Consider the following 19427-nt stretch of genomic DNA (forward strand, 5'->3'; position numbering starts at 1 on the left):
GAGCTTAGCGCTTCTCGCGCCGAGAGGTGACGCCTATGCTGCGCGGGCCATGGCGGAAACGATCAAGGGGGTTCTGGGCGAGCAGTTCGGGTTCCACGTGGGCGAGGACGGGGGCGCCGCGGAGCGAGGGCCGCTGCTCCCGCTGCGCGTGCTCGTCGTCGCCGATCTCGTCCCCCGCGATCCCCACAACGCCGGGGCGAGCCCGCCGGCGGGCTCGAGCCGGGTCGACGCGAGCCGGTTCGATAACCTCTTCACGATGCTCCGGCCGCGGATCGCGATCGACGTGCCGAGCGTGCTCGCGGGCGGCCGGACGGCGCGCGTCGACCTGTCACCCACCAGCCTGAAGAGCTTCCGGCCCGACGCGCTCTGCGCCGAGGTCCCGCTCCTGCGCTCGCTGCTCGACGGCCGGCGGGTGCTCGACCGGCTGCGCGACGGCTCGTCCACGCTCGATCAGGCGCGCGCCGAGCTCGATCGGCTCTGGGGCGGCGCCGCGCTCGTGCGCGACATCCTCGGGCTGCTCCCGGAGCGCGAGGGCGCCGCGGGCGCCGGCGCGCGGGCGCCCGCGGCAGCGCGCCCCGCTCCGCCGGCGCCCGCGGCGGGCACCGACGTCGACGCGCTGCTCTCGATGGTCGACCTTGGCGGGGGCGGCGGGGACGCCGGCGCGGCGGCGCCGGGCGACCTCGCCGAGGAGCCCGCGCAGCCCGCGGAGGGCGGGCGGTTCTCGGCGCTCATCGCGACCGTGGCGGCGAGCGCGCGCCCGCGCGCGGGGCAGCCCGCCCGCCCCGCCGAGGCGATCGCGCAGCTCGAGCGCGCGATCGGCGCGCAGCTCGGCGCGATCCTGCAGCACCCGGAGGTGCGGCGCCTCGAGGAGGCGTGGCGGGGGCTGAGCCTGCTCGTGGACCGCGTGAAGGCGGCGGAGGGCATCCGGATCGAGGTCGTCAGCGCGCGGCCGGACGAGGCGGCGGGCGCGCTCGCGCGGGTGCTCGCGCAGACGGCGAGCACCGAGCCGCCGGCGTCTGTCGCGATCGTGGACGTCGCGATCGACGGCACCGCCGCCTCGCTCGCGCGGCTCGAGGAGATCGCGCGCGTCGCCGAGGCGCACGCGCTCCCCGCCGTGGTGAACGGAGCCGCGGGGCTGCTCGGGGTCGACGACCTGGGCGGCGTCGAGCGGCTCGACAACAAGTCCGCGCTGTTCCGCGCGCCGCACCGCGCGCCGTGGCGCTCCGCCGCGGCGCGGCATTGCATGCGCTGGGTCGCGATCGCCATGAACCGCGCGCTCGGCCGCATGCCCTACGACAGGTCGACCTCGCGCATCCGGGAGGCGACGATCGTCGAGCAGCCGGCCGACGAGGGCGGCCGCGTCTGGATCTCGCCGGCGTACCTCGTCGGCGCGCTGATCGCGGGGAGCTTCCGCGAGACGGCGTGGCCCTGCCGCATCGCGGGCGCGAAGGGCGGCGGCGTGCTCGGGGACCTGCCGGTCCACGAGGTGAAGGGCGCCTACGAGGGCGACGAGGGCGTCGCGATCCCGACCGAGGCGTTCGTGTCGACGGACACCCAGCGCGATCTCGCGAAGAGCGGCGTGCTCCTGCTCGCGTCGGCCCCGAACAGCGACGCGGTCTACGTCCTCACCGCGCCGACGGCCTACGTCCCGCCGGAGAAGCTCACGTACGACAGCCCCACCGCCGAGCCGGAGGAGCGCCTCGAGCGGGTCTCGCTGGTCGATCAGCTCTTCGTCGCGCGCGTCGTCCAGTTCCTGCGCGCGCTCTGCGCGAAGCTGCCGCCGGACAGCGACCCGGCGGAGGTCCAGCCGGTCGTCGAGGGGGCGCTGTGGACGCTGTTCGAGAACGCGGCGCCCGCCAGCATCGAGCTCTCGGTGAAGGCGGGCCGCGGCGAGGGCGGCGCGCAGGTGGCCGTCGCGGTGCGCCCGCGCCGCTTCCTCGGCGTCGGGCTCGACGAGGTGTCGCTCGAGCTGCCGCTCGGCTGAGGCCGCCAGGCCGTGCGAGCGGAGGGCGAGCGGAGGAGGAGAGGAATTGACGCCGCCCGGCTCCGCGAAAAGGATGGTGCCAATGCGGTTGCGCGTCGCGATCCTCATGGCCGTCCTGGCCACCCTCGTCACGACCTGCCAGAGGCGGCCGGCGCCCCAGGCGCCGGCGGCCGCTTGCGGATGCCGCACCAGGTAGCGTCGGCGGGTATGTAGGTCGGGCGTCGAGCTCGCACCCGCGCCGCTGGTAGAGCGGCTCGACCAGGGGCTCCGCTCGCGCACGGGTGTCAGTCGCAAGTGGCCGCCTGACAGTCCGTGACGTCCGCGGCGCAGCGCCGCGCGAGCGGAGCAGACCTGTGTCTTCCTGGTCGTGAGCTCCCGGATGGCCCGAGATCGTTCAGGCCATCTCGGAGGAGCTCGGCCAGATCCATCATGGGAGCTGCTCTCCCGCGCGCCGCGATGTCGCCGCCCGCCGTCAGGCAGGGATTTCCAGACAAGGCCGCTCGGATCCTGTCGACGTCGACTCCCCTGTTCGATCGTGTTCAATGACGACGAAGCGCACCGGAGCGATGACCTTTTCATCGCGACGGAGAGCGTCCGATTGCGTAGTTGCGCGGCGGGAGGGCGCGCCGCCTCGCGCAGCTTGCGACCGGCGCGACGCGTGGTACCGCCCTGGCAGGATGGCGCGTGATGCGTCGGCCTTGCCTTCGTCAGGAACGGCCCGAGTATTGCAATCGCCGAGACACCATGAACCGTTCCACCCAGCAGAACCTCCGCTCCAGTCACCGGTTCGGCGGCCGCAGGGCCGTGGTGATCGGCGGGAGCATCGCGGGCCTGGTCGCGGCCCGCGTGCTCGCCGATCACTTCGACGAGGTCATCGTCGTCGAACGCGACGGCATCCCCGACGACCTCTGCGAGGCCCGCCAGGGCGTGCCGCAGGCGCGCCAGGTCCACGGGCTGCTCGCCCGGGGCGAGCGCATCCTGAACGACCTCTTCCCCGGCTTCACCGAGGATCTGGTCCAGGACGGGGCGATCGCGTACGACTTCGGGCTCGGCCTCGCCTGGCACCACCTCGGCGCGTGGAAGCCGCGCTGCGCGACCGGGGTGCAGACCGTGTGCATGACGCGGTCGCTGCTCGAGGCGCACCTGCGCCGCCGTACCTTCGCCCTGAGCCAGGTGCGGCGCCTGGACCGGCGCGACGTGGTCGAGCTCGCGGCGTCGCCCGATCGCGCCCGGATCACGGGCGTCGTGGTCCGGCGGCGCGACGCGCACGCCCTGGTGGAGGAGCTGGCGGCGGAGCTCGTGGTGGACGCCAGCGGGCGCGGCTCGCGCGCGCCGGCGTGGCTCGAGGAGCTCGGGTATGCGCGGCCCGACGAGTCGACGATCAAGGTGCGCGTCGGGTACGCCAGCCGGCAGTACCAGCCGCGCGATCCGGCGCAGGTCCCGTGGACGTCGCTGTACGTCCTCGGCTCTCCGTCCGACAGCCGGCGGTTCGGCTGTATCGTTCCGATCGAGGGCGGGCGCTGGATGGCGGGGCTCGCGGGCCTCTTCGGCGATCACCCGCCCGCCGACACGGAGGGCTTCCTCGAGTTCGCCCGGGGCCTGCCGAACGACGCGATGTACCGGGCGTTGCTCGAGGCCGAGCCGGTGACGGGGATCGCCACCTACAAGTTCCCGGCGCACCTCCGGCGGCACTACGAGCGCATGGAGCGGATGCCCGAGGGGTTCGCCGTGCTGGGGGACGCGCTGGCGAGCTTCAACCCCGTCTACGGGCAGGGGATGACGTCGGCCTGCCTCCAGGCGCTCGCGCTCGACGCCGCGCTCGTCGAGCAGCGCCGCCGCGCGGGCCAGGGCGGAATCGAGGGGCTCGCCCGCCGCTACCACGCGGCTGCGGCCAAGGCGGTCGACCTGCCGTGGCAGATGTCCACGGCGGAGGACCTCGCCTACCCCGAGACCGAGGGCCAGCGGCCGCTCCTCCAGCCGCTGATGCGCTGGTACACCGGCATGCTGCACCGCGCAGCGCAGGTCGATCGCGATGTCTACGTGCGCTTCGTGCGCGCGATGCACATGCTCGACGGGCCCGAGGCGCTCATGAGCCCGCGCCTGCTCCTGCGCGTGCTGCGCGCGGGGTGGTCGTCGGCGCCGCTGCCCCAGATGAACGCGACCGCCCCGGTCTACGCGCGGCAGCCCGCCGACGCCTGAGCGGCCAGCCGCTGGCCTGGGTGGCCGGCCGCGGCCACCTGAGCGGCCGGCCATCGCGGCCGCGCCGGCCGCGATGGCGGCGAGCGCCCTCGCCAGCATGGAGGCTGACGCCACCAGGGCGCGAGCCCGATCCCACCGCCAGCACGAGGCTTCGAGCGCTGCGCTCGCCGCGCTCCCCGAGCGCAGCGGCGCCGCCGACTCGCCCCGCCAGAGGAGGGGCCGGCGAGGCGCTCAGCGCGCGGCCGCGCGGCTCGTCATCGCGGCGACTCCCTCGCTGCGCGCCACCGCGACGACTGCCACGTTGCTGGAGCGCGTCGCGCGGAGACAGGCACCTTGTGGCTCGAGCTGGAGCTCGCATCGAGCGCGCGGCCCTGAGGGCGCTCCGGTCGACGGCGGCGGCGCCTGGCGGCGAAACGTTGCCCGCGGGTGGTGTTCTGGTAAGAAGTGCGCGCCTGAACCCATGACGAGCTCCGGTAGAGAGGATCTGGTCGTCGGCGGCGGCGCGGGCGCTGCCGGGCTCGCATGCGCCCGCTCGCTGGAGACAGGACCATGACCGATTCGATGAACCCGCTGCTGCAGCTCGTCGCGCGCGACGAGGAGCACGACTGCGATGGGTACGGCGAGGTGAACGTCTGTGTGCGGGTCGTCGGCGTCGCCGAGCTGCCGACCCGCGTCGGCCACTTCCGCATCGTCGCGTTCTGGAACAACCGCGACGCCAAGGAGCACATCGCGATGGTGCACGGCGATGTCGTCGGCGCCTCGAACGTGCCGACGAGGCTGCACTCCGAGTGCCTGACCGGCGATGTCATGGGCTCGCTGCGCTGCGACTGCCGCGATCAGCTGCTCGAGGGGTTGAAGAAGATCAAGAGCATGGATCGGGGGATCCTGCTCTACCTGCGCCAGGAGGGCCGCGGGATCGGGCTCATCAACAAGATCCGCGCGTATGCCCTGCAGGACCAGGGGCTCGACACGGTCGAGGCGAACCTGGCGCTCGGCTTCCGGGACGACGAGCGCGATTACGCGGTCGCGGCGCACATGCTGCACAGCCTCGACGTGAAATCCGTCGAGCTCATCACGAACAACCCGAACAAGGTCAAGCAGCTGAAGCAATACGGGGTGTCCGTGGCCGGGCGCATTCCGCACGTCATCCCGCCGAACGAGCACAATCGATTTTACCTGGAAACCAAGGCGAAGCGGTCAGGGCATTTCATCGACACCTGGGGCAAGCCGCACCTCGCCGAGCAGAGCGATCCGGTCGTCGTCGACGGGATGTCGCCGCCCGAGTCGGATCGGACGCCCGCGAGCTGAGGCGCCCGCGGGCGAGGGCGCAGGCCGAAGCCCGGCTGCCCGGGCCAGCTGCCTTTGCGCAGCGGGCCCTGCTCGTCGTCCATCAGGCTTCCCGCGGCGCCGCGCGCCGGTGCCGCGATCGTCTCACGGCGCGGCGCTGGTCAGGCGGCGTACCCGCCCGGCGTGGGGGCTCGACCGGAACTGCGCAAGGAACGCCTCGGCGCGGGCGCGCGCGCTCTCGGCGTCCCCGCGGCGCAGCAGCGCGTCGATCGCGATGAGCTCCCGCTCCGCCGCGAGCCGGCCCTGCGGGAACTCCGCCCGGTGCTCGTCGAGCAGCGAGAGCGGCGCCTCCGGCGATCGGGCGAGCACGGCCCTGATCTCCGCGAGCCGACCGGCCTCCCGGAGCAGCGCGTCGCGCTCGAGCGACGCGGCCTGCGGGGCCGCCGGACGAGGCGCAGGCTGGCCCTGGATGGCGCCCGCCGAGGGCCGGGCAGCGGTCGCGTCCCGAGGCGGCGGCTCGGCGCCTGACGCCGGCACCGGCGCCCCGAGCGCCTGATCGCTGCAGCCTGCGAGGAGGACGAGGAGCGAGGCGGCGAAGCCACCCGCGATCCATCCATTGCGTGACGAATGGTGAACGACATTCATGTCGCCGGACTCCTTCATGGGTCGAGCTGACGGAGTTCCGTCGAAACGGGCCCGCAACAGCGTGCATGCCCGTCCAGGACCGCAGCTCGCCGTCGCCAGCGCCGCCGGGGCGGCACGGCGTATCGACGTATTCGACTCGCGCTCCAGCAACGGTCGCTGAGCGCGAGACTCCGTGAGGACAGGGGTAGTGTAAAAGTGAAACCCGGATTGTCAAGACTACTTACATAGGCCGTCGGAAAGCAGCGAGCTCCCTTGTCGAGGCTCGCGCTCGCCCCACTCGGCTCAGAAATGGCCGGCGACGCCCATGCCGGCGCCGCCGTGCGCCGGGGCGATCGAGAGGCGAAAACTCCGCGTGTCCGGGCCGGCAACACCGGAGCGCGGGCCATGAAACAGATACGGAATCAGCACCCCGGCCGCGGAGCCGACGGCGGCGCCCGTGAGCACGTCGGTGAGGTAATGGCGGTCTCCGGCCATCCGCAGGTATCCGGAGAGCGCGGCGATCGCCATTCCCTGCGCCCAGACCCACGGCGCCGCGCGATAGCCGCGCATCGACGCCACGGTGCCGCTCGCCGCGGCGAGGGAGAAGGCGGCGGTGGTGTGGCCCGAGAAGAAGGAGAGATCGGCGTCGTGGGGGACCGGCGGCGAGCAGCCCCCGTGCGAGCAAAGCACGTCGTCGTTGTCGAAATGGGCATAGGGCCGCTGGCGGCCGACGAGGTACTTGGTGAGCTGGTTCAGGTCCATCGCCACCACCATCGCCTCGGTGACGATCAGGAGATCGGCGGTGATGTTCTCGGCCCGACCGTCGTGCCACGCGGCGAGCGCGGTGAGGCCCAACGCGAAGGCGGGCGCGACGCCGAGGACCGTCACGTTGCTGAGATCATGGGCCGTGTCGGGGTTGCCTCTCCAGAGCACCGCGTCGCGGACCGAGGCGTCGAGCCGGCCGACCGCGCACCAGCGGCACGACGCGGGCGCGAGGCCCTTCTTGGCGAGCTCGGAGGCGACCCAGGCGGCGCCGCCGACGACGGTGATGGGCAGGTCGGTCTCCGGCCAGTACGTGAGCTCGGGGGACGGCTCCGCGGCGGCGGCGGGCGAGAGGGCGACGAGGGACGCGGACAGCGTTATCGCAGCGATGGCGCGCAAAGGAGGGCGAGCGTAGCGCAGGCGGCAGCGCGCGGGAATCCGCGGCGCACGGCGAGCGGCGCGCGGCGAGCGGCGCGCGGCGAGCGGCGAGCGCAGGAGATGGGCCCGCTCCCGCGGCGGCGCGCGCCGCGGGGTGGCCCGCGCCGTTCGTGAGGCTTCGTGAGGCGGCCGCACGACGCTCGCGACGCGGGTCAGGCGCGCGGCGGCCCCGGCGCGGCGTGGAGCAGCCCGTCGAGGAGGCGCGCGTGGGCGTCGTCGACGACGCGCCGGAGCTCCGCCGGCCCGGCCTTGGACAGGTTCCCCGACGCCGCGAGGGTCGCGAGGCCGTGGTGCATCGCCCAGATCGGGACCGCGAGCGCCCCCGGCTCGCCGGGCGGGAACGCCCCGGCCCGCTGCGCCTCCTCGATGAACTCGAGCAAGAGCCCCAGGCTCTGCGACGTGGCCGCCGCGACGCGCGGGTCCCCGGCGTCGACCTCGCTGGAGTACATCACATGGAAGGGCGCCGGGTGCTCCAGCGCGAAGCGGACGTAGGCGAAGCCGGCGGCCAGGAAGCGCGCCCGGAGGTCGCCCCCGGCCGACTCGAGCGCGGCCTTGATCTGCGCGCGGAGCGCCGTGCTCGCCTGGACGGCGAGCTCCGTCATCAGGGCGCGCTTGTCCGGGAAATGGCGATAGGGCGCGGCGTGCGAGACGCCGATGCGCCGCGCGACCTCGCGCAGCGTGAAGCGGGCGTTCCCCTGCTCCTCGATGAGCGAGAGCGCCTCCTCCAGCACCGCGCGCCGGAGGTCGCCGTGGTGGTACGGCCGCTCGACGGAGCGGGGCGCGGGCGCTGGTGGGGTGCGCGCGCGCGGGCGGCGGCGCCTCGAGGGGGAAGCCACGGCAGAGGCGCGCACGGTACCACGAAGGCCGCCGCCCGCAGGGCGGGAGGGCGGCCGGGCAGAAAATGTAGGCGGTGGAAACTTTCCGGATGTTGCTGCTGTCATCATCGGGCGCGCAGGTGGGCTGGAGAGGCCCGAGGATGCCGGCGCGCCGCACCCACCCAGGAAAGGAGCCCCGTATGTCCGAGCCCCGTCGATCCCCCGACCGCGAACGCCACCTCGCCGCCGTGGAGCGCGTGCGCGGCGTCGCCATCGCCCACGCCGAGGCGTCCGAGCGGCTGCGCACGCTCGCCCCGGCGGTCGTCGACGCGCTGCAGTCGAGCGGGCTCTTCGCCGTGGCCGCGCCGCGGGCGGTGGGCGGCGCCGAGAGCGATCCGCTGACGCAGCTGGAGGTCTTCGAGGCGATGGCGCGCGCGGACGCCTCCGCGGGGTGGTCGCTGATGATCAGCGCGCTGCTCGCCGCGCTGGCCGGGGGCACCTTGCCCGACGAGGGGGCCCGGCAGGTGTTCGCGGGGCCGTTCCCCACGTTCGCGGGGCTCCAGGTGCCGACCGGCCTCGCGCGGCGCGTCGCGGGGGGCTACGCGCTCGAGGGGCGCTGGGCGTTCGGCAGCGGCGTGCGGCACGCGCGGTGGTTGTTCACCTGCGCCATCGTCGCGCCGGAGGGCGGGGCCCCCGCGGCGGGGCCGCCCGAGATGATCAGCGTCGCCGTCCCGCGCGAGCAGGTGACGGTCGAGGACACGTGGGACGTCGCCGGCCTGCGCGGCACCGGGAGCGACCACTACCGGATCGAGGGCGCGCTCGTGCCCGAGGCGCTGACATGCCCCTTCCCGACGGCCCGGCAGCGGCGCGGCGGCGCGCTGTACTCGCTCCCGCTGATCGCCCTCGTCGCGACCGGCCACGTCGGCTTCGCGCTCGGCGTCGGCCGGCGCGCGCTCGACGAGATCGCCGCGGTCGCTCCGCGCCGGGTGAAGGCGTGGCCGCAGCTCGCGCTGGGCAGCCACGCGGCCTTCCACATGGATCTCGGGCGCGCGGAGGCGAAGCTCGCGGCGGCGCGCGCTTACGCGTTCGACACGGTCGGGCGGATGTGGGACCGGGCGCGCGCCGGAGAGGCGCTCTCGATCGAGGACTGGACCGCGATCCGCCTCGCTCAGACGTACGTGACCGACGTCGCCGCGGAGGTCGCTGCCTTCGCGTACCGCGCCGGCGGCGGGGGCGCCCTGTACGCGACGAGCCCGCTGCAGGGGTGTTTCCGCGACCTGCACGCGGCGACGCAGCACATCGCCGCGACCGACGACGCATACGAGTTCGCGGGCCGCGCGCGGCTCGGGATCGCCGAGCTGCACCCGATGCTCGCCCCGCGGCCGGCGCCGGGCGGCGCGCTCTGACCGGGGTCGACAGGAGCCGTCACGCCGGCGCCCAGGGCGGCCCCGCGATCAGCGCTGGCCGCCTTCCGGCGGGCACGCGACCCTCCTTGGCGGCGGCGGGTTGCACATGATCATGACGCCGTCGGGGGAAGGACGGGGCTTCGGACAGGGGTTCGGGAAGACCTGCCTGCACGTGCCGTCTGGCGACCGGACCACGCTCCCGCCGGGCGCGGGCGGCGGGAGCGGCCCGTCGTCATCCTCATCCAGCGCCGCCGTCGCGCTGGCGCCCTGGTGCGCCCCGGGCGCAGCCGCTTCCTGCGCCGTCGCGCCGGCGTCGCGGGCCGTCGGTCCGGCGTCCCGCGGCGTCTCCGAGGTCGCCGCGCCCGGCGCCGCCGTCGCGCCGGCGTCCTGGAGCGCCCCGGGCGCAGCCGCGCCTTCCGCGCCGGCCGTTCCGATCGGCGGCGCGAGCTCCGGGCGCGGCGGGTTGGACGCCTCCTCGGGCGGATCGGAATGCGGGCGGGGCGAGGCACACGCGGCCACGCCGCCGGCCACCGTGACGAGGAACGAGGACGCGAGCGCGCGGCGGCGACGGGACGAGGGCCTCATGCGCGCATGGTAGACGCATGGAGCAGCCCGCGTCACCCGGTGGCCGTGATCCGTGCTTGAAGCGGCGCAGCGCTGTCGAGATCGGCAGCGCCGTCAACTCGACGACAGCGACCCGCCGGCCGGCTCACTTCCCGAGCTTCGGCCCATGCGGACGCGCCTGCAAGCGGTCGACATAAGCCTCCAGGTTGGGCCGACCCGTCGGGCCGCCCCAGAGGCGCATCCAGATGAACATCGAGCCGACCATCACGTCGGCCGCGGTGAACCAGTCGCCGAACAGGTAAGGCCCGTCCCCGAGCTCGCCTTCGACGACATCCATGACCTTGTCGAAATCGGTCCAGCCCCGCTGGGGCTGCGTCTCGACCTTCAGGAGACGGTCGCCCATCGCCGGCTCGACCTGCGAGGTCGAATAGACCATCAGCGACAGATAACGCCCCCGCTCCGGCGCGCCGACCGGGGGCGCCAGCCTGGCCGCGGGGAACTTGTCCGCAAGATAAAGACAGATCGCCGCGTTCTCGAAGACCCTGACGTCGCCGTCCACGAGCGCCGGCAGCTTGCCGGCGGGGTTGATCTTCAAGAACGCCGGCGCCTTGTGCTCCTGCTTCTCGAAGCTGATGGGCGCGAGCTCGTACGTGGCGCCGCACTCGTCCAGCATCCACTTGGTGATCACCGCGCGGCTCTGAGGGTTGAAATAGAGCTTCATCGCAATCTCCTTCGATGGTCGGGTGGAACGGCCCGGAGCATGCCAGAACACGAACCTGCGTTCTAACGCTCAGCGACAGGTCCTCGGCTCGCGTCGCTCGGCGTGTCGCGCTGACCCCAGTCGCCCTGCGCGCGCCGCGACAAGGAGGGTGAAAGCGCCAGTGGCTCTGTCAAGAATCGGATTTTGGTCGGGACGGAGCCCCTGCCCTGCGCCGGAATTGCACGGACAGGAGCCGCGGCAGGTCGCTCCTGAGGGCCTCGTCGTCGCGCCACTCGCCGAGGTGAACGAGCTCGTAGCCGGACGACAGGCCCGCGTTCACGTACTCGGAGACGTCGTGCAGGAACGCCGTCACGCGCTCGGGCTCGCCGGTCTCCCTGTTGACGAAGTTGGCCTGACCGCCGCGCAGCTGCCGCATCGGGTGCAGCTCGCACAGGAAGAGCTCCCCTCCTCCGCGCAGGGCGCGGGCGGCCTCGGCGAGGATCGGCTCGAGGTGCTCGATGTGCTCCAGCACGAGCATCGCAATCACCACGTCCGACGAGGCCTCCGCGACCGGCCAGGGAGAGCGGATGTCGTGCTGCACGAACCGGACGTGGGGAGATCGCACGCGGGCGCTCGCCTGCCGCAGCATGCCCTCGGAGAAATCCAGCGCGAGGACGCCCCTCGCGTGCTCGGCCAGCCAGGGCGTGTTGCGCCCGGTGCCGCACCCGATCTCGATCACGTCGTGGCCGGCCAGCGAAAGCCCCCGTTGCCGGAGGACGGTCGCCGCCAGCTCGCGGGTCCGGTTGGGATCTACATCGTACGTCTCGGCCCAGCGATCGTAGGCCGTGGCGATCTCGGGCTTGGTCGAAGAGGTGGACATGGTTCGAACAGGGATCCTGTGTTGGTCACGCGCCTGCGGGCGCCCTCGCGGACGCGGGCTCGGCCCGGGGCCCCGACGCCTACAGCCCGAGCTCGCTCAGCCCCGGATGATCGTCCGGCCGCCGCCCGAGCGGCCAGCGGAACTTCCGGTCCGCCTCCGCGATCCGCACGTCATTGATGCTCGCCTCGCGCCGGCGCATCAGCCCCTGCGCGTCGAACTCCCACTGCTCGTTGCCGTGGGACCGGTACCAGCTCCCGCTGTCGTCGCGCCACTCATAGGCGAAGCGCACCGCGATCCGGTCCCCCGTGAACGCCCAGACCTCCTTGATCAGGCGGTAGTCGAGCTCTCGCTGCCACTTGCGGTGCAGGAACGCCTCGATCGCCTCGCGGCCCTGGAAGAACTCCGCCCGGTTGCGCCAGCGGCTATCGACGGTATACGCCTGCGCCACGCGCGCGGGCTCACGGCTGTTCCAGGCATCCTCCGCCAGCCGCGCTTTCCGGGCGGCGGTCTCGGCGGTGAAGGGCGGCAGCGGCGGGCGCGACTCAGCGGGTTCCTGGCTCACGGTGCACCTGGGCGAACCTTCGTCGAATCCCCCACCCCAGGCAACCCCTTTTCGCGCGCAGCGCTCCACCGCCGGTCCACGCTCGGCCCTCGCGGACCGCAGGCTCCGCCTCCCTGCCGGAGTACGCGTCAATCCAGCGAGCGCGCGGTCGACCGGGACTCCCCCGCGCCTACCGGCGCAGGCGCGCCTGGAGCGGCGCGGGCTTGGGCCTCGCGCCCCCGGGGAGAACTCGTTAGAATCGCACGCTCCAATGGCTGGTCTGAACGGCGCCGCGCCCGCGACGGGCTCAGAGGGCGGCCTCCGCGCGCGGGGACCTCGGCCGTGAGCGCCGACCCAGGGGGCGCCAGCTACCTGGACGCGATCTTCGCGGCGATCCGCGGCGGCGCGAGCCAGCTCACGGCGATGAAGACGTGGCTCAGCAGCGCCGAGCGCGCCGCCTCGTCGCCCTGGCGCTTCCAGTTCCTCGCCGCCGCGCGCGCGGCGCACCGGCAGGCCCGCGCCTTCCTCGACGCGACCGAGGAACAGCTGCGCCAGCTCGGCCCCGCCGATCAAGTGCCGGCCCCGCTAGATCAGCTCCCCAGGAACCTCGCGGCCATGCGCGCGGACCTCCTCGCCGAGGAGCGGCACCTCCATCGCCTTGAGACAGAGGCCACCTCCCGCGAACATGCGCGCGACGACGCGAGCACCAGGGGGCGCTCCTCGTAGCCGCCGTCGACGCCGCCGGCGTTGCCCAGGCGGCGGAAGCGCCGCGCTCGAGAAGTAGATGATGGCTATCGCGCCATGATGAGGTCCAGGGCTCCAGGGTCCGGCGGCGCCGCGGGTTTTGGCGGCGCCGGCGCCGGCACCGATGGCCGCGGGGGAGGCGGGGGCACCCTGGGCCTCAGGTCCACCGCCGGCGGCTCCGGGGACTGCGGGGGCAGCTCGGCCGCGGTGAGCTGGCGCGCGCTGCCGTCCCCGGAGAGCGCCGTCTGCGTCGAGGCCGCGTAGGCCTCGGCTCGCTCCAGGACCCGCACGAAGTTCCCCCCCAGGAGCTTGAGGATGTCCTCGTCCGAGTAGCCGCGCCGCACGAGCTCCAGCGCCATCGACGGGCCCCCGTCGATGCCGGCGAGCCCCTCGGGGGGCGCGGCGATCCCGTCGAAATCAGCGCCGAGCCCGACATGGTCGATCCCCGCGACCTTCACCAGCGCGTCGACGTGGTCCGCGATCCGGGAGAGCGACGGCGGCCTTATCGGCGCCTCCTGGGCTTTGAGCTTCTCGACCTCCTCCCGGAGCCGCCTCGGATCGCTCGAGTACCGCTCGCCGAGCTCCTTGAGGCGCGCCCCGTGCTTCTGCAGGAAGCGCCCCGCCTGCTCCGCATACGCCTCGTCCAGGAACAGCGCCCACGAGTTCACCACGACGAGAGCGCCGTTCCCCGCGAGCGCGCGCAGCACGTCGTCAGCGAGGTGGCGGCGGTGGTGCGCCAGCGCGGCGACCGAGGAAGAGGCGAGGATCGGCGCCTTTGCCACCTTCAGGACGGCTCGGATCGTCGCGTCCGAGGCGTGCGAGACGTCGACGAGCATGCCAATCCGCTGCATCTCGCGGACCACCTCTTCGCCGAACGGCGAGAGGCCGCGGTGGCGCACGACCGCGGGCACCAGGGCTCCGCCCGCTGAGTCCGCCCAGTCGTTCGTGCTCGTGTACGTGAGCGTCATGGTGCGGACGCCGAGGCGGTAAAACGAGCGCAGCGCAGCCAGGGAGTTCTCGATGGCGTGGCCCCCCTCGATGCCCATGAGCGCGGCGATCCTGCCTTCGCGCTTGGCGCGGCGCAGGTCGCCGGCGCTCGTGGCGAGCAAGAGCTCCGCGCCGTGCCGCTCGACCTGCCGGTGAGTCGCGTCGATGAGATCGAGCGCGCGGCGCGCCGCACCGCCGTGCAGACTCTGGCCCTGCCACGGGAGCGCACCGACGTGGATCGGGAAGAGCTCACCGGTGATCCCGGCCGCCTTCATCCTGGCGAGATCGGCGCCCGCGACCTCGCGACCCGAACTCACCAGGTCGAGCGCGCCGCCGGCGACGAGCAACGGAACGTCGCCGTGGCCGTCCACGAGGATGGCGGCCGCGCGCAGCCGCGCGGCCCGCTGCTCCGGGGCCTCCCGCGCCGGGCTCGCGGCGGGGCTGGCGGGCGCGGCCTCGGCGAAGGGCGCGGGCGCGCCGGCGACTTGCTCGGGCGACGGGGACATCGCCGGAGGCGCCGGGACAGGAGCGCAGGCCGCGAGCGCCGCGGCGGTGAGGAGCGCGAGGGGGTACAACGTGCGCACGGCCCCATCGTATCACGCGCGATCGCCACGCACGGGCGGCCTGAGAGGCAGAGTCCGCCCGCCGTGCCGGGGCGCTTCGCGCCGCAGCGCCGCAAGGGCGCCGAGCGCAGCTCAGCGCGGGAGGGACATCCACGCTCCGTCCGTCGGGACGTGGACGTGCGCGGGCAGGCTCTTCGTGCCAGCCCGCTGGACGAAGGCCGTGACCGGCTCGCGGTAATGGCCGAACGTCGTGTGGTGGATCGGTATCACGTGGCGGGCGCGGAGGAGCGCCGCGGCGGCGACCGCTTCCTCCGCGTCCATGGTGCGGAGCCCGCGCGCGCCGTCGACGCCGACGGCGCCGAGGTGCGGTAGCCAGAGGTCGATGGGCGCGAAGCGAGCCGCCACGGCGCGCATGGGCTCGGTGAAGACGGCGTCGCCGGTCCAGTAAACCGAGTAGGGCGCCGCGCCCTCCCAGCGCAGCACGTACCCGTTGCCCTTTCCGAGCGTCGCGTCGAGCGCCGCGTCGTGGGAATGGTTCGCCGGCACGGCGAGGATCCGGAGGCGGCCAGAGCGGGTCGGGATGACCGTCTCGGCGTCCCAGTCGAGCGGCGTCAGCCGGGTGAAGCCCGCGGCGCGCGCCGCCTCGACAGCGTCGGGAGGGAGGATGAAGGTGACGTCCTTCGGGAGGGTCTCCCTCGCGACGGCGTCGAAATGGTCGGCGTGGTTGTGGCTGAGGAGGATGAGGTCGAGGCGCCCGAGCGGCTCGGCGGGAGGATCTGTGTAGCGGGCGATGGGCGCGTTCTCGACGCCTGTCGACGGGTGCCGGGGCAGGACGAACACGGCAGGGCCGCGCGGCCCGAGGACGGGATCGGTGAGGAGCCGGAGGCCGTCCCGCTCGAGGATCGCCGTCGGACCGCCGCGCCACTGGAGGCGGCCGCCGGAGGCGTCGGGGTTGACGTCGGCCGGCGCGCCGGCCGGGGACCCGGCGCTGGCCGGCGGAGCGCCGGCGCTGGCCGGCGAAGCGCTGGGCTCGGCGCGCCCCGCCGGCGCGCACCCGGCCAGGAAGAGCGCGACCAGCGGCGCGGCGACCGACCCCACGCGCGCCGGCCGCCTCCCCGATGGGCGCGGCGCGCGCGCGGCGCGGCCGATCTCCGCCGCGGTGAGCTGCGGCAGCTGCTCGTCACGTCCGTTCAACCCGCCTGGGACACTCGCGATCTCGCTCATCGTCGCCGCCTTCCTGGCCGCGCTGTGGAGAGGAGTAGCTCGGCGAGAGATCGCGCGCGCGCGGCGGCGCCCGGTCCCCCTTCGCGCACGGCGGTCACCGTCGCGCCGTCGATCAGCAGCATGAACTGCGGCGCCAGCGCGCCAGCTTCGGGCGCGCCGGCCTCGCGCAACAGCCCCTCGAGGTAATCGATGAGCCGCTGCTTGTGGCGCTGCGCGGCCTCGTGGCCGGGGTGGCTCCGGCTCGCCACCTCGACCATCGTGTTGAGGAACGCGCAGCCGCGGAAATCGTTCGTGGCGAACCGCTCGGCGAGCGCGTCGAAGACCGCGAGCGGCCGGTCCCGCGGGTCGGCCGCGAGGGCCTCGACGCGCCCGGCCAGCCACTCGCGAAAACGCGCGTCGCGCGCGTCGAGCACCGCCACGAGCAGGTCGTCCTTGGTCCGGAAGTGGCGGTAGAAGGTCGCCTTCGCGACGTCCGCCTCGGCGATCAGACGATCGACGCCGACGGCGCGATACCCCTCGGCGTAGAAGAGCCGCTCCGCGACCTCGAGGATGTGGCGCCGGACATCGCTCACGACGGCTGATTAAGACAGACAGGTCTGTCTTGTCAAGCCGCGGCGCGCCGGAGCACGCGCGCGACGGGGCGCATGCGGCGTCATCGACGAGGCCGCCCCCGCTGGCAGCGGTGTCTCCGCGGCTGTCCCCTGCCCCTGCCCGCGCTCGAGCGGTCCCGGCGAGCACCCCGAGCGTGCGTCCGCAGCCGAGCCCCGGGCCCGCCGCGAGGACGAACGCGCGCGCCCGCATGGTCGGGATCGGCTCCTGAGCTGGTCGTGAAGGCGCGCGGGCGGCGCCGCGCGAGCGCGGACCCGAGCAGGCGAGGCGTCGACGCGCACCGCAGACAGCGCGAGCCCCGCCCGGACGGGTGAGACCGCCCAGCCCGCTCCCGGGCACGTCTCTGCCCCGCGCAGACCGACACCGTCCAGCCCCGGCCGAGACTCCGGTCGTCGTCCGGAGGCCATGTGCTCGGCGGTCGCAGACGGCGGGATGATGAGGGGTCGTGTGCTCGTCCTTCGCAGACGCCGATCGCCGGAGCGCCCATCACGGGCGGATTCCTCGGATCGACGCCCGGCGCGCTCCCCGCGACGCCTCGCGTGATGAGGCGCCCGCGCGTCGCGATTCCCGGCGTCGCGCGTCGCCGTGATCTGCGGGGCGCGCACCGGCGGATCGCCCGCAGAGCCGCCTCATGGGCCCAGGCGCGGGACATGCACCATCACGCTCGAACTCTCACCGCTGTACGAACCTGGAGGAGCGTCGATGGAGAAGCATGTTTCACAAGGGAAACTTGGACGCAGGCGATTCGCCGGCAGGGCCGCGGCGGCCGTCGGTGTCTCGTTGCTCGCCCCGCCGGGCCTCGCGCTCGCGGCCGGCAAGGGCCCTGAGAGCTGCGAGCCCGTCGGGCCTCTGTCGCTCCCGGAGGGCGTCCCCCTCACCCCCGGCGTCGTCGCCGACCAGCGCGCGCGCAAGCCGATCTTCCTGACCGGCTTGAACGCCGGCCACGCGGCGCACGCCGTCGCAGAGGTCCTCTTCTGGACGGACATCATGATGGAACATGCGCTGTTCATGGCGCTGCTCATGCCGGGCGACAGCCTCCGCGCGGCCCGGAACGAAGCGCGGCAGTTCCAGGTCCTCTTCGCCCAGCACTTCGTCTCGGCGCGCGACAACCACTATCGCGACGACGAGCTGTATCCGCTCCTCGCGTCGACGCGGTCGAGCGTCCTCGAGTTCATCGAGTACAAGCGCCGCATGCAGCGCGCCCAGGAGGCCGGCACGCTGAAGAGCCTCGTCTGGCCGCTCTTCTTCGATCACATAGCGCGCGAGGCCGAGCGGTTCGCCGCCCGGCTCGAGCTGTACGCGACCGGCTTCGCCGCGCTCCAGCGCGACGAGGTCAGGACGTTCTGGACGCGGATCATGGCGGAGCACCTCGAGTTCATCGCGCACCTGCTCGACCCGCAGGAGCGCGCGCTCGTCGGGCAGGCGAACGCGCGCGCCGACACGCTGTACCAGGCCAACACGCAGCTCGTCGCCAGCGGGCAGCTCGCGATGATGGCCGACGATGTCATCGACTTCAAGACGGCCGCGGAGCAGGGCATCGAGACGGGGCAGATCAAGAGCATCATCGACCCCGCGCTGGCGGATCACGTGCTCCGTGAGGCGGTGAGGTTCTCCGACGAGATCCGGCGCGCGCAGTGAGCCGTGGCCGGGCGCGCGGGGGCCGCGCGTGGCCGCTCAGCTCGCGCGGAGCGGCGGCGCTCCGAGCGGGGCGCTCGCGCGCTCGAACGCGAGCGCGGCGCGCAGCAAGAGCGGCTCCTCGAAGTGGCGCCCGACGATCTGCAGGCCGAGCGGCAGGCCGGCGCCGGTGAGCCCCATCGGCACGCTGATCGCCGGCTGGCGTGTCAGGCTGAAGGGCCCGGCGAAGGAGGCGGGGAGCGCGCCGCCGCCCTCGATCAGGGGAGCCGCCCCCGCCGATGTCGGCGTCACCAGCAGATCGAAGCGGCGGTGGAGCGCGGCCATGGCCACGGCCAGCTCCGCGCGCTGCCGCTCCGCCTCGAGGTACGCCACCGCGCTCAGCGCCTCTCCCTGCTCGGCCGCGCTCCGGACCGCGGGGTCGAGCTGCGCGCGCTGCTCCGGCCCGAGCTCCCGCACCGTGTGCGCGGCGCGCGCCGCGAAGAGCGTCCGCAGCACGCCCCCCGGGTCCGCGAACGGCGGCGCCACCTCCTCCACCTCGGCGCCGAGCTGCTGCAGCAGCGCGACCGCCGCGCCGAAGCAGGCCCGCGTCTCGCCCGGCAAATCGATGTAGCCCAGCGTGGCGCTCACGCCGATCCGGACGTCGCGCAGGGAGCTCGCGTCGCCCGCGTCGCCCGCGTCGCGCGTGTCGCCCGCGTCGAGCGCGTCCTCGCGCGCCGGAGGGGCCCGGAACGGATCGCGGTCGTCGGGGCCGGAGAGGACCGAGAGGAGCAGCGTCGCGTCGGCGACGGTGCGCGCGATCGGGCCGACGTGCGGCGGCACCCCCACGACGCTCGCCGGGTGCGCTGGCACCCGGCCGAAGGTCGGCTTGCACCCCACCACCCCGGAGAACGCGCTCGGGACGCGGATCGAGCCGCCGCCGTCCGTTCCGACCGCGAGCGGCCCGAAGCCGGCCGCGACCGCGGTGACCGCGCCGGCGCTGCTGCCGCCCGGCGTGCGCCGGGGATCCCAGGCGTTGCGCGTGATCCCCGTCAGCGGGCTGTCGCCGAGGCCCTTGAGGCCGAACTCGGACGTCGTCGTCTTCCCGAAGAGCACCGCCCCTTGCTCCCGCAGCCGGGCGACCGCGGGCGCGTCCTCCGTCCAGGGGCCGCTCGCGTCCACCGTGCGCGAGCCGCGCAGGGTCGGCCAGCCGCGCGTGAGCAGCAGGTCCTTCACCGAGACAGGGACCCCGTCGAGGCGCCCCACCGGCGCGCCGCGAGCCCACCGCGCCTCGGACGCGCGCGCGGCGTCGAGGGCCCGCTCCTCGTCGAGCAGCGCGAACGCGTTGAGCGGAGCCCCGTGACGCTCCACATGGGCGAGGACGGCGCGGAGCGCCTCCACGGGGGAAGCGCTCCGGGATCGGTAGAGCGAGAGGAGCTCGACGGCGGTGGCCTGCACGAGCGAGGCGGGCGTCATTCGTCCATTATAA

The 19427-nt window shown here is 74.1% G+C and carries 17 protein-coding genes; 6 read left to right on the forward strand and 11 right to left on the reverse strand.

Annotated elements, in window-relative coordinates; all coding sequences use genetic code 11:
• Positions 1–49: 49 nt before the first annotated feature.
• The 3 genes from WME89_RS30810 to ribA all read left to right on the forward strand — a co-directional run bounded on the left by WME89_RS30810 (position 50) and on the right by ribA (position 5491).
• Positions 50–1984, forward strand: a complete 1935-nt coding sequence (locus tag WME89_RS30810; RefSeq protein WP_438003250.1) for a type VI secretion system contractile sheath domain-containing protein — start codon at positions 50–52, stop codon at positions 1982–1984.
• A gap of 744 nt (positions 1985–2728) precedes the next feature.
• Positions 2729–4183, forward strand: a complete 1455-nt coding sequence (locus tag WME89_RS30815; RefSeq protein ID WP_438003251.1) for an FAD-dependent oxidoreductase — start codon at positions 2729–2731, stop codon at positions 4181–4183.
• 549 nt (positions 4184–4732) lie between these two features.
• Positions 4733–5491, forward strand: a complete 759-nt coding sequence (gene ribA, locus WME89_RS30820; RefSeq protein WP_438003252.1) for a GTP cyclohydrolase II — start codon at positions 4733–4735, stop codon at positions 5489–5491.
• A 123-nt stretch (positions 5492–5614) separates the two neighbouring features.
• On the opposite strand, the gene WME89_RS30825 is transcribed toward ribA, so the two are convergent.
• The 3 genes from WME89_RS30825 to WME89_RS30835 all read right to left on the reverse strand — a co-directional run bounded on the left by WME89_RS30825 (position 5615) and on the right by WME89_RS30835 (position 8130).
• Positions 5615–6115: a hypothetical protein gene (locus tag WME89_RS30825; RefSeq protein ID WP_438003253.1), complete on the reverse strand. Its 501-nt coding sequence runs from the start codon at positions 6113–6115 to the stop codon at positions 5615–5617.
• Positions 6116–6397: 282 nt separating this feature from the next.
• A complete protein-coding gene (locus WME89_RS30830; protein ID WP_438003254.1) occupies positions 6398–7255 on the reverse strand; it encodes a phosphatase PAP2 family protein in 858 nt (285 codons plus the stop codon).
• A 191-nt stretch (positions 7256–7446) separates the two neighbouring features.
• On the reverse strand, positions 7447–8130 hold the full coding sequence (locus tag WME89_RS30835; protein WP_438003255.1) for a TetR/AcrR family transcriptional regulator: 684 nt from the start codon (positions 8128–8130) through the stop codon (positions 7447–7449).
• 179 nt (positions 8131–8309) lie between these two features.
• Here WME89_RS30835 and WME89_RS30840 point away from each other — a divergent pair, with 179 nt between their 5' ends.
• Positions 8310–9515, forward strand: a complete 1206-nt coding sequence (locus WME89_RS30840; protein WP_438003256.1) for an acyl-CoA dehydrogenase family protein — start codon at positions 8310–8312, stop codon at positions 9513–9515.
• Positions 9516–9563: 48 nt separating this feature from the next.
• Here WME89_RS30840 and WME89_RS30845 read toward each other — a convergent pair whose 3' ends face one another.
• The 4 genes from WME89_RS30845 to WME89_RS30860 all read right to left on the reverse strand — a co-directional run bounded on the left by WME89_RS30845 (position 9564) and on the right by WME89_RS30860 (position 12221).
• Positions 9564–10100, reverse strand: a complete 537-nt coding sequence (locus tag WME89_RS30845) for a hypothetical protein (protein ID WP_438003257.1) — start codon at positions 10098–10100, stop codon at positions 9564–9566.
• A gap of 124 nt (positions 10101–10224) precedes the next feature.
• The gene (locus tag WME89_RS30850; RefSeq protein WP_438003258.1) at positions 10225–10800 is read right to left on the reverse strand and encodes a glutathione S-transferase family protein; all 576 of its coding nucleotides are present in this window, start codon (positions 10798–10800) and stop codon (positions 10225–10227) included.
• A 169-nt stretch (positions 10801–10969) separates the two neighbouring features.
• Positions 10970–11659 (reverse strand): class I SAM-dependent methyltransferase, encoded by a 690-nt coding sequence (locus WME89_RS30855; protein WP_438003259.1) that lies wholly within the window; start codon positions 11657–11659, stop codon positions 10970–10972.
• Between the two features lie 79 nt (positions 11660–11738).
• On the reverse strand, positions 11739–12221 hold the full coding sequence (locus tag WME89_RS30860; protein WP_436623071.1) for a DUF1348 family protein: 483 nt from the start codon (positions 12219–12221) through the stop codon (positions 11739–11741).
• A gap of 321 nt (positions 12222–12542) precedes the next feature.
• Between WME89_RS30860 and WME89_RS30865 the strand changes: the two genes are divergently transcribed.
• A complete protein-coding gene (locus tag WME89_RS30865) occupies positions 12543–12926 on the forward strand; it encodes a hypothetical protein (RefSeq protein WP_438003260.1) in 384 nt (127 codons plus the stop codon).
• Between the two features lie 65 nt (positions 12927–12991).
• On the opposite strand, the gene WME89_RS30870 is transcribed toward WME89_RS30865, so the two are convergent.
• The 3 genes from WME89_RS30870 to WME89_RS30880 form a co-directional block, all read right to left on the reverse strand.
• A complete protein-coding gene (locus WME89_RS30870) occupies positions 12992–14515 on the reverse strand; it encodes a dipeptidase (RefSeq protein WP_438003261.1) in 1524 nt (507 codons plus the stop codon).
• A 111-nt stretch (positions 14516–14626) separates the two neighbouring features.
• Complete coding sequence (locus tag WME89_RS30875; RefSeq protein ID WP_438003262.1) at positions 14627–15718, reverse strand: MBL fold metallo-hydrolase; 1092 nt, start codon at positions 15716–15718, stop codon at positions 14627–14629.
• The gene (locus WME89_RS30880; RefSeq protein ID WP_438003263.1) at positions 15715–16290 is read right to left on the reverse strand and encodes a TetR/AcrR family transcriptional regulator; all 576 of its coding nucleotides are present in this window, start codon (positions 16288–16290) and stop codon (positions 15715–15717) included. The genes WME89_RS30875 and WME89_RS30880 overlap by 4 nt, the downstream gene beginning before the upstream one ends.
• Positions 16291–17029: 739 nt before the next feature.
• Between WME89_RS30880 and WME89_RS30885 the strand changes: the two genes are divergently transcribed.
• Positions 17030–17965: a DUF2935 domain-containing protein gene (locus tag WME89_RS30885; protein WP_438003264.1), complete on the forward strand. Its 936-nt coding sequence runs from the start codon at positions 17030–17032 to the stop codon at positions 17963–17965.
• 36 nt (positions 17966–18001) lie between these two features.
• Here the strand turns inward: WME89_RS30885 and WME89_RS30890 are convergent, their stop codons facing one another.
• Positions 18002–19414 carry an amidase gene (locus WME89_RS30890; RefSeq protein ID WP_438003265.1) on the reverse strand — a complete coding sequence of 471 codons (1413 nt, stop codon included), beginning with the start codon at positions 19412–19414 and terminating at the stop codon, positions 18002–18004.
• Between the last annotated feature and the right edge of the window lie 13 nt (positions 19415–19427).

The organism is Sorangium sp. So ce321 (assembly GCF_051530195.1).
Lineage (GTDB): Bacteria > Myxococcota_A > Polyangia > Polyangiales > Polyangiaceae > Sorangium.

Bases quoted from the DNA above. Each gene is read 5' to 3' on its own strand.
- WME89_RS30810 (WP_438003250.1), top strand. From the start codon at position 50: ATGGCGGAAACGATCAAGGGGGTTCTGGGCGAGCAGTTCGGGTTCCAC.
- WME89_RS30815 (WP_438003251.1), top strand. From the start codon at position 2,729: ATGAACCGTTCCACCCAGCAGAACCTCCGCTCCAGTCACCGGTTCGGC.
- ribA (WP_438003252.1), top strand. From the start codon at position 4,733: ATGACCGATTCGATGAACCCGCTGCTGCAGCTCGTCGCGCGCGACGAG.
- WME89_RS30825 (WP_438003253.1), bottom strand. From the start codon at position 6,115: ATGAATGTCGTTCACCATTCGTCACGCAATGGATGGATCGCGGGTGGC.
- WME89_RS30840 (WP_438003256.1), top strand. From the start codon at position 8,310: ATGTCCGAGCCCCGTCGATCCCCCGACCGCGAACGCCACCTCGCCGCC.
- WME89_RS30845 (WP_438003257.1), bottom strand. From the start codon at position 10,100: ATGAGGCCCTCGTCCCGTCGCCGCCGCGCGCTCGCGTCCTCGTTCCTC.
- WME89_RS30850 (WP_438003258.1), bottom strand. From the start codon at position 10,800: ATGAAGCTCTATTTCAACCCTCAGAGCCGCGCGGTGATCACCAAGTGG.
- WME89_RS30855 (WP_438003259.1), bottom strand. From the start codon at position 11,659: ATGTCCACCTCTTCGACCAAGCCCGAGATCGCCACGGCCTACGATCGC.
- WME89_RS30875 (WP_438003262.1), bottom strand. From the start codon at position 15,718: ATGAGCGAGATCGCGAGTGTCCCAGGCGGGTTGAACGGACGTGACGAG.
- WME89_RS30885 (WP_438003264.1), top strand. From the start codon at position 17,030: ATGGAGAAGCATGTTTCACAAGGGAAACTTGGACGCAGGCGATTCGCC.
- WME89_RS30890 (WP_438003265.1), bottom strand. From the start codon at position 19,414: ATGACGCCCGCCTCGCTCGTGCAGGCCACCGCCGTCGAGCTCCTCTCG.